Annotated in this window: 13 protein-coding genes; 6 read left to right on the top strand and 7 right to left on the bottom strand. The window is 61.3% G+C overall.

The window, feature by feature from the left end:
- Positions 1-109 precede the first annotated feature (109 nt).
- From WFH00_RS10735 to WFH00_RS10710, 6 genes are all read right to left on the bottom strand, one after another.
- Positions 110-1,120 carry an ABC transporter permease gene (locus WFH00_RS10735; protein ID WP_336660829.1) on the bottom strand — a complete coding sequence of 337 codons (1,011 nt, stop codon included), beginning with the start codon at positions 1,118-1,120 and terminating at the stop codon, positions 110-112.
- Position 1,121: 1 nt separating this feature from the next.
- Positions 1,122-2,693: a sugar ABC transporter ATP-binding protein gene (locus tag WFH00_RS10730; protein ID WP_336660828.1), complete on the bottom strand. Its 1,572-nt coding sequence runs from the start codon at positions 2,691-2,693 to the stop codon at positions 1,122-1,124.
- Between the two features lie 3 nt (positions 2,694-2,696).
- A complete protein-coding gene (locus tag WFH00_RS10725) occupies positions 2,697-3,494 on the bottom strand; it encodes an SDR family NAD(P)-dependent oxidoreductase (RefSeq protein WP_336660827.1) in 798 nt (265 codons plus the stop codon).
- A 5-nt stretch (positions 3,495-3,499) separates the two neighbouring features.
- Positions 3,500-4,612, bottom strand: coding sequence for a sugar ABC transporter substrate-binding protein (locus WFH00_RS10720; RefSeq protein ID WP_336660826.1), 1,113 nt, complete (start codon positions 4,610-4,612; stop codon positions 3,500-3,502).
- 104 nt (positions 4,613-4,716) lie between these two features.
- On the bottom strand, positions 4,717-5,499 hold the full coding sequence (locus WFH00_RS10715) for an SDR family NAD(P)-dependent oxidoreductase (RefSeq protein WP_336660825.1): 783 nt from the start codon (positions 5,497-5,499) through the stop codon (positions 4,717-4,719).
- 5 nt (positions 5,500-5,504) lie between these two features.
- On the bottom strand, positions 5,505-6,332 hold the full coding sequence (locus tag WFH00_RS10710; RefSeq protein WP_336660824.1) for an alpha/beta fold hydrolase: 828 nt from the start codon (positions 6,330-6,332) through the stop codon (positions 5,505-5,507).
- Positions 6,333-6,735: 403 nt separating this feature from the next.
- Between WFH00_RS10710 and WFH00_RS10705 the strand changes: the two genes are divergently transcribed.
- The 6 genes from WFH00_RS10705 (at position 6,736) to WFH00_RS10680 (ending at position 14,005) form a co-directional block, all read left to right on the top strand.
- On the top strand, positions 6,736-7,650 hold the full coding sequence (locus WFH00_RS10705) for a polysaccharide deacetylase family protein (protein WP_336660823.1): 915 nt from the start codon (positions 6,736-6,738) through the stop codon (positions 7,648-7,650).
- 86 nt (positions 7,651-7,736) lie between these two features.
- On the top strand, positions 7,737-8,744 hold the full coding sequence (locus WFH00_RS10700) for an asparaginase (RefSeq protein WP_336660822.1): 1,008 nt from the start codon (positions 7,737-7,739) through the stop codon (positions 8,742-8,744).
- An 86-nt stretch (positions 8,745-8,830) separates the two neighbouring features.
- On the top strand, positions 8,831-10,159 hold the full coding sequence (locus WFH00_RS10695) for an MFS transporter (protein WP_336660821.1): 1,329 nt from the start codon (positions 8,831-8,833) through the stop codon (positions 10,157-10,159).
- A gap of 373 nt (positions 10,160-10,532) precedes the next feature.
- Positions 10,533-11,525 (top strand): GTP-binding protein, encoded by a 993-nt coding sequence (locus WFH00_RS10690; RefSeq protein ID WP_336660820.1) that lies wholly within the window; start codon positions 10,533-10,535, stop codon positions 11,523-11,525.
- Between the two features lie 132 nt (positions 11,526-11,657).
- Complete coding sequence (locus WFH00_RS10685) at positions 11,658-12,797, top strand: CaiB/BaiF CoA transferase family protein (RefSeq protein WP_336660819.1); 1,140 nt, start codon at positions 11,658-11,660, stop codon at positions 12,795-12,797.
- On the top strand, positions 12,794-14,005 hold the full coding sequence (locus WFH00_RS10680; RefSeq protein WP_336660818.1) for an MmgE/PrpD family protein: 1,212 nt from the start codon (positions 12,794-12,796) through the stop codon (positions 14,003-14,005). Before WFH00_RS10685 ends, WFH00_RS10680 begins: the two co-directional genes overlap by 4 nt.
- A 57-nt stretch (positions 14,006-14,062) precedes the next feature.
- Here WFH00_RS10680 and WFH00_RS10675 read toward each other — a convergent pair whose 3' ends face one another.
- A complete protein-coding gene (locus tag WFH00_RS10675; protein ID WP_336660817.1) occupies positions 14,063-14,923 on the bottom strand; it encodes an HpcH/HpaI aldolase/citrate lyase family protein in 861 nt (286 codons plus the stop codon).
- Between the last annotated feature and the right edge of the window lie 30 nt (positions 14,924-14,953).

The raw sequence follows: 14,953 nt of genomic DNA, 5'->3' as shown, positions 1-14,953 counted from the left end.
CCCCCCCCCCCCGCGCCCCCCCGGTCGGGGGGGGCAACAACACAACCCCCCGCCCCCCCCCACCACCCCCCCTTGCGGCCCCCCCCCCCCGACGCAGCGTACAGCTACCTCATCGCGACTTTCTCGCGAGGCGGGCAAGAGCCACGGCGATGATGAGCGCTCCACCGTAGAACAGTTGCTGGACGAAGCTCTTCAAACCGAGTTGCTGCAGTCCCGTGATCCCGCTAACGAGGAAGTACACGGCGACGAAGGTACCGATCGCGTTGAACCGGCCCGGTCGAATAGCGGTCATTCCGAGGAACGCCGCGGCGAACGCCGGCAACATAAAGCTGAGCCCTGAGGAGGGGTCTGCTCCGCCGAGCGTCCCGGTGTACAGCACCCCAGCCAAGCTCGCGACCGTCGCCGATGTCACCAAAGCACCGATACGAACGCGATCGACTGAGATGCCGTTAAGTCGTGACATGTCACGACTCCTCCCGACAAAGACGAGACGCTGCCCCAGGGGTGTCTTCGTGAAAACGAACCAGATAATGATCGTCAGCACGAGGCCGTACCAGAAGGATGGAGCGATCCCCAGGAAGCGGTTCATCGTCACCCACTCCAACAGCCCCTTCGACACCCCCGTGATCGTTTCCGACGCACTGATCCACTGCACGACACCAGTCAGCAGTGTGGACATGCCGAGCGTCACGACAAGTGAGTCAAGGTCCAACTTCACCACGAGTAGGCCATTGACGAGACCAACGAGCGCGCCGATGGCGATCGCGATCACCACCGCCACCATGATGGGCAGGCCCATCTTCACGTTGAGTATCGACGTGGTCATCGAGGAGGTGGTCAAGACCGCCGCGATCGACAGATCGAAATCGCCCACTGTCAGCGGAACGATCAATCCGAGGGTGAGCACCAGAAGGACCGCTTGCGATCCCAACATGGTAGTAACGTTCGAAACGGTCGGATACACATCGGGACGCAGAATGCTGAAAAGCGCAAAGACTACGATCCAAGCTCCCACCAGCGCATAACCGCTCGACAATGAACGAAATCGATCCCAAACGGTCGGACGTTCCGGCGGGATCACCTGTGTGACCTCGGTCGCCAGTTTTTCAGTACTCGACACCTTACTTCCTCACGTCCTTATTCATTACCCACTGAGCAATGTTCTCTTTGACCACGTGCTCACCTCGCAGCTCACCGACGATCGCGCCGTCCTCGACGATGAGCACGCGGCTACAGATCCGTTCGAGCTGTTCATAGTCCGTACTCGCGCAAATGACGGCCATGTCCTTCTCCGTGGCACAAGCGACGATTTCGTTCAGCAACTGCTCGCGCGCGCCGATGTCGACTCCCTGAGTCGGCTCGTCGAGGAGCAACAGCTTGGGTGCGATCTGCAGCCACCGCGCGAGCACAACTTTCTGCTGATTGCCACCGCTCAACGAACCAATGGCAATATCCTGGCGCCGAGGTCTGACGTCGTACTCCTCGAGCAGCTGTCGGCTCCGCCGTCTCATCTCGCTCATACGTAAGACGCCAGCTTTCGCGTACTTATTCAGCATCAGGAGCATGGCGTTCTCGTGCACGGAGAGTTCCGGCGCAATACCGTCTCGTTTACGGTCCGCAGGAATCAACCCCATCCCCGCATCGATCGCGTTCTTCGGCTTCCAGGACTTCGCGTCAGCACGCCGGCCAGTGAACTCGAATCCCTCCCAGCGCGACTCCGCGTTCTGGCCATAGATCGCGTAGAGAACGGAGTCATAACCCGATCCCATCAGTCCGGTTATGCCGACGATTTCGCCCCGGTGCACCTCGAGATCTACGTCGTTGAGCAGAGGCGTTGTCAGGCCCTTCACGCGAAGACACACCTCGTCAGCAGCGACTGCAACCGTGTGCTGCTCGCGAAGGTGCGCCTGTGCGAGCGCACGCCCGATGATCAATTCGATGACCTCGGTTTGAGTGGCTTCCGACGTCTTCAGGCTCCCAGCAAGCCGTCCGTTACGCAGCACAGAAAGTCGATCCGTGTGCTCCATGATCTCGTCGAGATCATGGGACACGAAGATGACCGATGCTTGCTGCTGCACCATCTCGCGGATCAACGCGAACATTCGCCGCACGCCCGACTCCGGCAGGAAAACGGTGGGTTCATCGAGAATGATCAGGGCTGGATTGCCTTCGCTGATGTGTCCTTTCAGCTCCTCAACCGCCCGCACAATCGCAAGCAATGCCCGCTCGGTCGGCTCCAGCGAGCCCACCGTCGCGTGTACATCCACCTGTATGCTGTAGCTTCGCAGGAGAGCCGTGAGTGCCGCTCCACGCTTTCCCCATGGAATCGCCGACAGCGCGCTGCCAGCGAGGCTCTCGCCGATCGACATGTTCTCGAGGACGCTTAGGTCAGGCACCATTCCGAGATCTTGGTGCACAAAGCTGATCCCCAACGCCCGGAACTGGCCGGGCGCGAGGGGCAGCTGGACGGGCTCGCCGTTGAAGACCAGCTCCGCCCCGTCATCGGGCGCGTGGAAGCCGGCGAGCACCTTGATGAAGGTCGACTTCCCTGACCCGTTCTCGCCGAGCAGGCCGTGCACTTCGCCCGGGTATACATCGAGCGCCACGGAATCCAGAACTGTCACGCCGCCGAACGTTTTCGAGAAGTTCCTAACCGACACCACGGGCGTCTGCCCGACTTCAGTTGTCGTCATCGTTCATTCTCCCGGGCTCCAGAGCCCCGACGTCAGCCCGCCATCGACCGTGAGGTCGGTGCCGGTTACCCATTCCGCCTCGCCGGACGCCAAATAGACGTAGCCGTTGGCGATGTCGCTGGGATGTCCGAGTCGGCCCAACGGGTGAGATGCAATCGCACCCGCCCGCGCAGCCGCCGGGTCGCTTTGGTCGCGGAAGAATCCGTGGATCATCGGAGTATCGATGAACCCCGGCGAGACACAATTGACCCGAATCCCTTCGCGGGCGCCATCGAGAGCCATGCACTTCGTCAGCATCACAACAGCGGCCTTCGAAGCGCAGTAGGCGGCGTCCGACATGATCGCCCAAGAACCGGCGATCGAAGCAGTATTCAGAATGCTGGCATTGGCAGACTTCTGCAGCCTGGGCCACGCCTCTCTCGACATCAAGTAGATGCTCTTGACATTGATCGTCATTTCGCGGTCCCAATCGGACTCCGAGATTTCGTGCACACCACCGGTCAAAGTGATGCCGGCATTGTTGACAACACAGTTCAATTCATCGAACACCTCGTCCGAATATTCGAAGAGCGCTGAGACGGTACCGGAATCGGTCACGTCCGTAACGTGCGTATGGCACGTACCGCCCGATCCCTCGATCTCGCTTTTGATCTTCGTGAGGCCGTCCGCGCTCAAGTCCGCAGCGAGTACTGTCGCTCCTTCCTCGGCGAATCGAAGTGCGGTCTGCCTCCCGATACCGGATGCCGCGCCCGTGACGATCGCGTTCAGGCCGATCAATCGGCCGGTCGTCGTGTTCGCCATTCGTCTCACTCCGTCCACAGTTTGGCGTAGCCCTCGACATAAGCGTCGCCATAGCCGTCAGTGGCTACCGGAGGCGTCCCCGCCTCGTCGATGTTTGACTCGTCGAAAATACGAAGCGGCATCTTGTCGTCGCCTCCGGGCAGACCTTCGCCGGTGTCGAACACTCGGAATACCGAGTCCATGACCGAGTAGCCGAGCCAGTCCACGCTCTCGCCGATGTCCGCGGCCAGAGGCGTACCATCCTGGATCAACTTCAAGATGGACGGCGTGCCATTGAAGCTGGCTACCTTCACTTCCGCCGCCTTCCCGGCTTGGTTGATGCCCGAGATGGTCGGGGGCACCATGCTGTCGTAGATCGGAATCACCCAGTCGGTGTCGGGGTTCGCCACCAGGTAAGACTGCGTCTCGGTAGCGAGCTTCGACGCCCAATCCGTCACTGGAACATTCACGACATCAACGGTGCAGTCATCGCAGAGATCCTTCACCTCAGCCTGGAATGCCTCCTTCTGACTCACGGCCGGTGCGACTTCGTCCGAAGTGAGGTAGAGGATGCGGCTGCTCTCCCCCGACTTCGCCACGGCGTAATCCGCGAGGAGTTCAGCTGCCTGTGTGAAGGGCGCGGTGGTGTAACCGTCGATAAGGTCTGCGACCTCGGCCGGGGGCTTATCGCCGGACTGATACAGGTGACCCACGATGATCTTCAGTCCTGCCTCTTTGGCACGCGTGAGCTGGGGCACTACGAGTTTCGGATCGGCGCCGCCCAGGAGCACCACTGCATCGTCTCCGTTGTCCACGGCCTGATCGATGCCCTGCGCCCACTGGTTCGGTTGTCCCTGATTCTCGAACACATTCACCGTCACGTCGTGGTCCTCAGCGACCGCCTTCGCGCTCTTCAAGATGTCCATGACATAGGGGTTCTCGCTGGATAGCGGAATGATGGAGATTCGCTTTCCTGCTGCCGCGCTCAGGTCGATCTTCGGCGCGTCCGCAAGCCCGAATTCCGGCAGCGCGATCGCCTTCTCGACGAGCTCCTGCGCTTTCGCGACGCCCTCGCCTTCGGCAGTGGTGCCATTACCGGCGCCTTTGGCGTCCGATCCGCCGCTGCTGCATGCTGCCATGGACAACGCCAGAGAACCAGCGAGCGCCGTCCCTAAGAGTGTGCGCGATAGTTTCGTCTTCATTGACTCAGCCTCTTCCGTGTTCTTATTCGTACTCGTGCGTGTTAAATATCGATGGTGGGTTCCCCGGCGGCCCATCCGCCGTCGACCGGCAACATGTGCCCGGTCACCATGGCCGAATCGCTCGATAGGAGAAAAGCGATGACCGTTGCAATGTCGTGCGGTTCCGCGACGCGACCGAGCGGGATGCGCGGCAGGATAGTCGCGGCGCTCTTCGTATCGGCGAGCATGTTCCTCGCCATCGGAGTCGCCGTGAACGTCGGCGCGACCGAATTCACTCGGATCCCGTAGCGAGCCCAATCCAGGGCCAGACTGCGCGTCAGCGTTGTGACGGCGCCCTTGGTCGCCGTGTAGACGGACTGGCGAGGAAGCGTCGAGATCGCCGCCATCGAGGACATCGTGACAATCGCGCCACCACCCGCGGCCTTCATCTGAGGGAACGCAGCACGTGCCGCTGAAAAAGTTCCCTTCACATTCACGGCCATCGCGCGGTCGAACTCGCCGAAGTCCGCGTCTTCCGCGGTCACGTTCGTCGTCAAGATCGCCGCGCACGTGACGAGCCCGGTAACGCTTCCGAGTTCTTCCTCGATTTGCTCGAAGGTCCCGTTCACCGCCTCGGGGTCAGAGACATCGACTCCGAACGACCTCGCTTCACCGATCCCTCCCTCGACAATTCGGCGCTCGGTCCCCGCATTGAGATCCGATCGGCGGTCGATGAGCGCGACCTTCGCACCGAGGCTCGCGAGGTGGACAGCTACTTCCTGTCCGATACCCCCGCCAGCGCCGGTGACCGCAACAACTCTGCCCGCCATATCCGTTCGTGACATGGTGCTTAACCGATGGCGTTACGGCGGAAGAAATCGCCCACCACACGGCAGTGCTCATCCGTGGAGTCGAAGATCGTCGAGTGGCTGCCGCCTTTGATGACGTATTTCTCTGCTCCCGGAATGTTGTCGGCGAGCCATTGCTGCCCGGCGCCGTCGCCGGCCTGCACCCAGGGCGTCATCGGATCGACGTCGCCGCCGAGCACGAGAGCTGGCGACTGAATCGTCTTTGCGTATTCTCGGATGTCCATATCGATGATGCTCTGAACCGCGGCGATGAACACTTCGGTGTCATTCGAGTCGGTGAGAATCTGTTGAATGCTATCGACGGCGGCTACACCTTCGGCTTCGAGGTGCGGCGCCGCGAGAGCCTGCCAGGAGATGAGCTCTGCGAGCAGTCGAGAATCGGGCCCGTGCGCTTCGGCGATGTCGCGCCAGTTCTTGAAGAGCAGGCGACCGTAGTAGTCGAGCTTCGCTGCGGAGCAATTGATGACGACGGACTGAACGCGATCTGGATACTTCGAGGCGAGTACCTGCGCGACCATGCCTCCCATCGAGGTACCGTGAATATGCGCCTTCTCAATGCCCAGGTGATCGAGCAACGCAACGGAATCGTCGGCCCAGACTTCGTGATCGTAGTGCTGCACCGGGCGGTCGCTCTGGCCGTACCCACGCAGATCGAAGTCGATCGTCTGGAATTCCTGCGAAAGGATCGGTGTCGCTGCTGAGAAGTTGAAGTGCCCGAATCCGCACCCGTGAATTTGCAGCACAGGATCACCGGAACCGTTGACCTCGTACCAGAGGTTCACGCCGTTCACATTCGCAATATCAGCCATTGATATATTCCTCTCTGCTTGGGCAACGATGCCCGTGTGAGTGCGGGCGCTTCGCCCTGCGGAGCCAGGGCGACTTTGCTCCTGGCAGCGGCCCAGGGCGCCTATGGAGTGGCGCTCTCGATCCGCGTAGAGCTATCTTGCATGCTGCAATCGTTTGAGTCAATCGTTTGGGTCAAACGATTGTTTCTTTCTCGCAGACGCACGTGACAACGGAGAAGGGCTTCTCGTCTAATGATGCTTCGCCCGCGGCGCGAATAGACGCGCGAATCTCACAAACGATTGACCCAATCGTTTGGTTGATGCACTATGGGATTTACTCGCAATTCGCAGAGGAGCGGAAGGGCGGCTCGCAGCCCTGAGTACTCGGGTGACATGGACGTCCCCGGATGAGAAAGGACCAGAAATGGCGAAAGAGATCAAAGTCTGCATCGGTGCCGACATCGACGCCGTTGCCGGCTGGCTCGGCTCCTACGGCGGACAGGATTCCCCGGCTGACATTCAGCGGGGCATGTTCGCAGGTGAGGTAGGAATTCCGCGACTGCTCAACCTCTTCAAGAAATACGACCTGAAGACCACGTGGTTTGCTCCGGGCCATTCGATCGAGACCTTTCCTCACCGCATCGACCAGATCGTCGAGGCGGGCCACGAGCTCGCGGCTCACGGCTACAGCCACGAAAACCCAATCGCGATGACGGCCGAGCAGGAAGAGGATGTGCTCAATAAGAGCATCGAGCTCATTGAGAAGGCGTCCGGTCAGCGGCCCCGCGGGTACATCGCACCCTGGTGCGAGCTCTCCCCCGTCACCGCCGACCTTCTTCTGAAGAACGGCTTCCGCTATGACCACAGCCAGGCGTTCCATGATTTCCAGCCGTTTTACGCGCGCACGGGAGATACCTGGACGAACATCGACTTCTCAAAGGACGCAAAGGACTGGATGAAGCCGCTGGTTCGCGGCAAAGAGATCGACCTCGTCGAGATCAACTTCTCGTGGGATATCGATGACCTTCCTCCGATGATGTTCATCAAGGCGAGCCCGAACAGCCACGGTTTCGTCAATCCGCGTGATATCGAGGAAATGTGGCGTGAGCAGTTCGACTGGGTGTACCGCGAGTACGAGTACGCGATCTTCCCGATCACCATCCATCCCGATGTGTCGGGCCGCCCGAAGGTGCTCATGATGCTTGAGCGCCTTCTCGAATACATCTCACGTCACCCCGGCGTGACGTTCGACACCTTCGAGAACGTCGCGGACGATTTCCGCGAGCGTTTCCCCTTCGAGCAGAACAGCCGCTACCCGTTCGACCGCGAACTTCCGTAGGGTCTGCGTGGCGGTGGTCCGGAGACGCTCAGCGTTTCCGGACCACCGACCATTTCTCCACTCGTTCTAGTTGAAAGGTGCGGCACATGAGCGTGCTACTTCCGAAGATTTCCCTGTTCGCGCTCGGGGGCACGATTGCTTCGGTTCCTGCCGAGTCGGGCCAAGACGCGGTTCCGCGGCTCGAGGCTTCAAGTCTCGTCGAGGCGGTGCCCCAGCTCACCGGGGTCGCCGAAATCGAGGCCCGAACGTTCAGCCAACGCGCATCGGGAGACCTCACATTCTCCGTGATTCATCAACTCGCCGACGCCATCAAGGAGTCCTTCGCCAACGGGGTGGACGGAGTCGTCGTCACGCAGGGTACTGACACTCTCGAGGAGACTTCGTACCTGCTCGATCTCCTGACGGGTGAAGACAATCCCATCGTTTTGACCGGAGCGATGCGGAATTCCGGTCTCGCTGGTCCGGATGGCCCCGCGAACGTTCTGGCCGCCGTTCAGGTGGCGGCGTCCCCGCTTGCCCGAGGCTTCGGCCCTCTCGTGCTCTTCGCCGACCAGATCCACCTGGCGCGCTACGTCCGGAAGACGCATAGCGCGTTCATCGACACCTTCAAATCGCCCAATCTGGGCCCCGTTGGGTGGGTCACCGAAGGCATCGTCCGCATTCCGCTGATACCGCGGGAACGAACCCAAACCGTCGATGTACCGTCGGAGGGTTTCGAAGCTGTTCCTGAAGTCGCGCTCCTCAAAGTCGGCTTGGACGAGGATCTCAAAATTCTCGAATCCGTCGAGCAGTTGGGCTACTCGGGAGTCGTTATCGAGGCGCTCGGAGGAGGGCATCTTCCGAGCTGGGCGGTCACGCGAGCGGCGGAAGTCGCAGAGCAGATGCCCGTGGTATTCGTCTCGCGCACCGGGTCCGGTTCAACCTACCGCTCGACCTACGGCTTTCCAGGATCAGAGCGGGATCTTCTTGCCAAAGGCCTCATCAGCGGAGGCACGCTTGACGGAGCGAAGGCGCGAGTTTTGCTCCGACTACTTATTGCTTCAGGCGCAGACCGGGACGCGATCGCCGAACGCTTTGCGACCGAAGCTCTCTAACCCCATATCCACCAAGTAATTCGAAGATCAGTGAGGATCAATCGATGACCATGACAAGTTCTACCTTTACCCCCAAACTCCATACGGTGACTCTGCGCGATGTTCGGATCGCAAGCTGGGTGTGCTTCTTCGCCTGGACCTTCGCGGTCTACGATTTCGTCCTGTTCGGCAATCTGCTTCCGAGCTTCGCGGCGGACATGGGCTGGAGTGAGTCCGAGTCGACCAATATCAATACCTGGGTGACGATTGGCACGGCTCTGGTCGCGTTCGCGATCGGCCCGATCGTCGACAAGCTTGGGCGCCGCAAGGGCATCATCATTTCGGTCGCCGGCGCGGCGGTTGCGTCGGGCCTGACTGCGATGGCCGGCTGGGTGATCGGCCTCACCGCAGGCGTCGGGATCGTCTTCTTGCTTCTGGTCCGCGCGCTCGCAGGTCTCGGTTACGGCGAACAGGCCGTGAACGCTGCCTACCTCAACGAGCTCTACGCGAAGACGTATAACCGTCCCGAACAAGCGAAGCGGCGAGGACTCATTTACTCGCTCGTCCAGGCTGGCTGGCCTGTCGGTAGCGTGATCGCGGCAGCGTCTGTCTACATCTTCTTCCCCATTGGCGGCTGGGCACTCTGCTTCATCATTGCCGTGTTCCCCGCGGTCTTCATCGTGATTGCCGGAATCTGGCTGAAGGAGAGCCCGCAGTTCCTCAACCGCAAGCAGGCGCTCAAGCTCCTCGCTGAGGGCCGTAAGGAAGAAGCGCGTGATTTCGCCGCTCAGGCTGGCGTCGACATCAGCGAGTCATCCGCACCGCTCAGTGCTGTTTTCAAGGGCGAGTCGCTGCGCGCGGTGATCGCAATCGGACTTGGCTTCCTGCTCTGCTGGCTCGGCGTCCTCGCTTTCGTGATCCTCGGTACCTCGATGCTGACTTCGGAGACCGGTAAGAATATTGAGTTCAGTAATTCGCTATTGATCCTGATCATTTCGAATGGGACAGCGTTCTTCGGTTACCTCTTCCATGGATGGCTCGGTGATCGGATCGGCCGACGCAATACGATCGCGATCGGGTGGGTGCTCGCGGCAGCATCCTTTGCGTTGATGCTTTGGACGCCGTCAGACAACAACGTGCTGATCATCGTGCTCTACAGCGCGGGCTTGTTCTTCCTGCTCGGGCCGTTCGCCGCACTCCTTTTCTTCAATGGTGAGAGCTTCCCCGTGCACACTCGGGCGACCGGCGGATCGATCATCAACGCGTCGGGACAGGTCGGCGCCGTCATTGGTGGCTTCCTCATCACGGCGATGCTGTCGTCTGGCGTGACCTGGACGACGACTGCGCTGGTGCTGGGTGTCGTCCCGGTGCTCCTCGGAGCAATATCGATGCTCTTCGCGAAGAATGTTCTGCCGACCGTAGTGCGAAACGACTGACCCTCGTGCGTCTGGAGGGGTCGACGCGCCCCTCCAGACGCCCGTCTCAACGAAGGAGACCTGATCATGTGCCGCGGATGTGATGTTGATACTGGCCCTGGATGGGGTCAAGCGTGGGCGGAATCAACCCGCAATGAACAGGCCGGCCACACGCATCTGAGAAACGCGCTCCTTCAGAGACTGCTTTCGAGCTATTCCTACTCGATCAGCCAGATCGATATCACCGACTCATTCCGGCTTTCGGGTCCGACTGGCAAGACCGCGATCGCGCACGGCGCACGCAGCGTCTGGCCAGTCTTCGAAGAGATGAGCGGCCGTCAGATCGACGTTCTCGACCCTCGTGTCATCGAACGAGCCTCCGGGAGATGAACCGGTGGCATCGGTAGTCAAGCCAATCATCCTGGTAACAGGCGCTCTCGGGAGCGGGAAGACTTCAGGCCTCGGCGCGCTCATTGCGCACTTTGGCTACTCATCTCCGCGGGTACTCATCAACGATGTCGGTCAGGTGAATGACGAGATCCGTTTCGAATCCTCTGCGGGCACCTATGCAGCGGAGACCATCGGCGGTGGCTGTGCCTGTTGCGAACGCTCTGACGAGTTCCTCGGCCGACTGCTCGCGCTCCTCGACGATACTTCATCCGCCTTCGATGTGATCATCTTCGAGGCCTCCGGCGTCGCAGACCCGGCGGCCGTCGTGCGTCTGATCTCTGAACATCCCAAACTCTCACATCACATCGAAGCGAGCAACCACGTGCACTACGTGGACGCTACGTCTACCGAAGGGTTGCTCGCATGCGACGTGGCTCTCGCAGAAACATGCGTCATCGCCAAGAGCGACCTTGTTTCTCCGGGTGAGATTGACGAGCTCTCGGCAGAAATGCGATCTTGGAACCCGCACATGAAGTTGCTGGTGCAAGACGTCGTCGACGAACACGTTCGGGTCTTGCCGGCGCCCCCCGCGGCGCCAGATCCAGTTCCAGCAGGATCATCTTCAGCACCTATTGCGCTTGCGGAGGCATCGAGGTCAGAGCGAGCCGACGTGCACGTTGCAGATTTCAGCCTCCCGACAGGATTGAGCTGGCTCGCGCTTGCGACATGGGCGACTGCCCTCTTGGCACGGCATGGCGACCGCGTCCTCAGACTCAAGGCGTCGGTGCCTTCGGGGCAGCAACGCGTCGTGCTCAACGGGGTTCGGCACACCCTCTTCCCGCCTCGAAGTCTCGAGAACACGGAACCGCGCTCCACACGGGGCACTCTGACGGTGATTTCGACCACCCAGGACGTCGGTCTGCTCCTGGATTCCCTGCAGGTGTTCGTGGACCCGGCGATCGAGGCGACGCACCCGGTTCTGGTCCCGGCCGAGTAACGTTCCTCAACTCTCGGATAGCTGCTTCGAAGCGTACATCTATCAGAAACTTGCTCCCCGATCCGGCGCTATGACCGTCGTCGTACCGCTCGTGGTCGCAAACCCTCCCAATAGCCACAAGGAAGTGCTCCCGTGACATCCTCTCCCCTCGCTGGTCTCACCGTCGTCTCGATCGAACAAGCGGTCGCGGCGCCATTCGCAACTCGGCAGCTCGCCGACCTCGGTGCGCGCGTCATCAAGATCGAGCGCGCGTCGGGCGACTTCGCGCGCGGGTACGACACGACGGTGAAAGGAGAAGCCAGCTACTTCGTCTGGCTGAACCGCGGCAAGGAGTCCGTCGTTCTCGACCTCAAAGACGAGCACGATCAGGGTGTCCTCCGCTCCATGCTTCGGAAGGCAGACATCTTCGTGTCGAATTTGGCTCCGGGTGCCATCGACCGCATGGGGCTCGACCGCGAGGCGCTCAGAGAGATCAACCCGAGGCTCATCTCCATCTCGATCTCGGGCTTCGGCACCAGTGGCCCGTACGCACGAAAGAAAGCCTACGATCTCATCATCCAATGCGAAACGGGCTTACTCTCCTTGACTGGTACCGAACAGGATCCGGCGAAGGTCGGTGTTTCCATAGCGGACATCGCGGCGGGCATGTATGCCTATTCCGGTGCTCTCGCAGCGCTTATTCAGCGGGGCCGCACGGGACAAGGCGATCACATTGAGATCAGCATGCTTGAAGCACTGGGCGAGTGGATGCAACAGACCTATTTGTATGCGGAGTATTCCGGAAAGGCTCCCAAGCGCTCGGGGCCGGCGCACGCGAGTATCGCGCCGTACGGACCCTTCCAAGCCTCTGACGGTGTCCTCTTTCTCGGCCTGCAAAACGAGCGCGAGTGGGCGCTCTTCTGTGATCGTGTGCTGCAGCAGCAAGATCTCGCCGAAGACCCCGCGTATTCGTCGAATTCTCTTCGGGTCACCAATCGCGGAAAACTCGGCCAGTTGATCGAAGAACGGCTTGCCGCTCGTACAGTAGCTGAAGTCCAGGCATTGCTGGATGAGATTGGTATCGCAAACGCACAGATGCGCACGATGGCCGAGTACTCGGCTCACCCGCAGTTGGCCGCTCGTGAACGCTGGGCGGAGATCGAAACGCCTGGCGGCCCAGTCAGAGTGGCCGTTCCACCGGTGACGTTCGGCGAACCCATCATGGGGGCCGTGCCCGCGCTGGGCGAACATACCGAGCGAGTTCTCGCGGAGTTCGGTAGGTCACGCGCATGACCACCGCAGAAGCGCTGGCGGAATGGGCGCATACCCTGCGACCGAGCGATGCGGACCTCGCGCTCGCTCAGCGTTCACTGATTGATACGCTCGCAGTCGCCCTCGCGGCGCGGCAACACCCTCTCGTCACCGTCAGTCGGCAATTAGGTGAAGCCGGACATTGGGCCGCAACGGGACACGTGCTTGATTTCGACGACCTCCACATGGAATCGACCGCGCATATCAGCGTGGTGATCGTACCGACCGTGCTCGCGACGGACGGAGACGCGGGAGCGTATCTCGCGGGGGCTGGCGTGATGGCGCGCCTGGGAACGGCGCTGGGTTGGAAGCACTATCAGCGGGGCTGGCACGCGACGTGCACGTCGGGTGCCCCGGGGGCCGCAGTCGCGGCGTCGCTCGCGCTCGGTCTGACTGTCGAGGAAACCGCTCACGCCATCGGCCTCAGCGTGCCGAGCGCCGGCGGCATACAGCAATCGTTCGGCACTGTTGGAAAGCCCCTGCAGGTCGGCTTTGCAGCCGACGCGGGCGTCAGAGCCGCGAAACTAGCGAAAGCCGGCGCGAAGTCTGACCACCGCGTGCTCGACGAGTGGATGCAGCTCGTCGGCGCGACCGACAGCGTCGATTTTTCCGGTGACGCGGTGCCGGGCGCGCTCGCAATCAAGCTGTTCCCCTGCTGCTACGCGATGCAGCGACCCATTGGAGTGATGCGGTCACTCGCGGATCAACTCGACGGCAGGTCGATTCACAGCATTGCGGTGAGCACTCCGCGCGGTACGGTCCAGCCGCTCATCCACTCTCAACCTCACACCGGGCTCGAGGGCAAGTTCAGCCTTGAGTATTCACTCGCGGGCGCGCTGCTCGATGGTTTTCCAGACTTTCAGACCTTCTCGGACGAAGCAGTGAGACGTCCCGCTGCGCAGGAACTGATTGCGAAGGTAGATTCCCGATTCGACGACACTGATGTCGACAACCTACTCGCCGGCGAGTGTCGTCTCGAGGTCATCACGGCCGACGGCACCACGGTGACCGGATCATTGGATTTTCCGCCCGGTTCACCGCAGAGGCCCCCGACGCCCGAGGAGATGGCCGCGAAGCTTTCGGCGTGCGGCGCCGGCGTCGAGCACCTGCTCGCTGGAGCCTCCGGAGAGGGCATTACCTGGGCGGAGGGATCAGCGCTGCTGCGTCAACACTTGCCGGCGAGCCTCTGACCCCCATCGCGGCAACCGTCTCGCTCAGACCGACCCCGACCGAGCGGACGGAGTCCGTCAACGTACTTGGGCCAAGATCCGCTCTGCGCGCTCGCGCACGGGCTTATCGACCATCTGACCGTCGACCTGAGCTGCACCATCGGTGACCTCAGCCGCGGCCAGGACTCGACGCGCCCACTCGATCTTCTTCGGGGCCGGCAAGAACCCTGCGTGGATCGCCTGGAGCTGCGCAGGGTGAATGCTGAGCTGCGCCGTTGCCCCGAGTCCACGCAACCTGACGGCCTCCCGTTCGACGACGGAAAGATCCTGAATCTCGAAGGGGGGCGATGCGATGGGTCCCGCGAGACCAGCGAGACGTGACTCAACGACGAGCCGGGCATAGACCCAGTCGAGGGTCGACGAAACCAGGTCGACGTCCAAATCGAACGAGAGGTCTGCGGCCCCCACCGCGAATCGCGAAAGGCCCGTGACTTCCGCGATCTCACGCACGGCAGACACCCCGACAGCGCTTTCGATCAGCGCGATGATTTCGGTGTCGCGCACACCGTGACGTGCACCTTCGAGTGCGTGCGCGACCCGGGCCACGTCGGTGGCCGACTCTGCCTTTGGAATCACGACGCCCGCGAGTGAAGCTCGCGCCGCCTGAGTGAGCTCCGCCAGGGCCTCGAGGTCTCGCTCGAACCACGGAGAGTCGGCCGCGTTCATACGCACGTGCGCCGGCCGGCTGAGCCCCTGATCTAGTGCCAGCAGCAGGTGCGATAGCGCGCGATCCTTTTCATCCTGCGGCACAGCGTCTTCAAGGTCGATGATGACGGCGTCGGCCGCACTTGCGAGAGCCTTCTCGAAGCGATCCGGACGGGACGCGGGCACGAAGAGGTAGGAGATCGCCGGAGCAGCGATCGCAGAACTGTCAGTCATCTGGGTATCAATTCCTTCTTCATCTGAAAA

The organism is Leucobacter sp. USHLN153, assembly GCF_037145615.1.
In the GTDB taxonomy this organism is placed as follows: Bacteria; Actinomycetota; Actinomycetes; order Actinomycetales; family Microbacteriaceae; genus Leucobacter.
Note: the sequence above shows the minus strand (reverse complement) of the source record. Positions and strands in the feature narration are given on the sequence as shown.

What these genes read in the sequence shown, in the direction of transcription:
- WFH00_RS10730 (WP_336660828.1), bottom strand. Translation starts at nt 2,693, where the DNA reads ATGACGACAACTGAAGTCGGGCAGACGCCCGTGGTGTCGGTTAGGAAC.
- WFH00_RS10725 (WP_336660827.1), bottom strand. Translation starts at nt 3,494, where the DNA reads ATGGCGAACACGACGACCGGCCGATTGATCGGCCTGAACGCGATCGTC.
- WFH00_RS10720 (WP_336660826.1), bottom strand. Translation starts at nt 4,612, where the DNA reads ATGGCAGCATGCAGCAGCGGCGGATCGGACGCCAAAGGCGCCGGTAAT.
- WFH00_RS10715 (WP_336660825.1), bottom strand. Translation starts at nt 5,499, where the DNA reads ATGTCACGAACGGATATGGCGGGCAGAGTTGTTGCGGTCACCGGCGCT.
- WFH00_RS10710 (WP_336660824.1), bottom strand. Translation starts at nt 6,332, where the DNA reads ATGGCTGATATTGCGAATGTGAACGGCGTGAACCTCTGGTACGAGGTC.
- WFH00_RS10705 (WP_336660823.1), top strand. Translation starts at nt 6,736, where the DNA reads ATGGCGAAAGAGATCAAAGTCTGCATCGGTGCCGACATCGACGCCGTT.
- WFH00_RS10700 (WP_336660822.1), top strand. Translation starts at nt 7,737, where the DNA reads ATGAGCGTGCTACTTCCGAAGATTTCCCTGTTCGCGCTCGGGGGCACG.
- WFH00_RS10680 (WP_336660818.1), top strand. Translation starts at nt 12,794, where the DNA reads ATGACCACCGCAGAAGCGCTGGCGGAATGGGCGCATACCCTGCGACCG.
- WFH00_RS10675 (WP_336660817.1), bottom strand. Translation starts at nt 14,923, where the DNA reads ATGACTGACAGTTCTGCGATCGCTGCTCCGGCGATCTCCTACCTCTTC.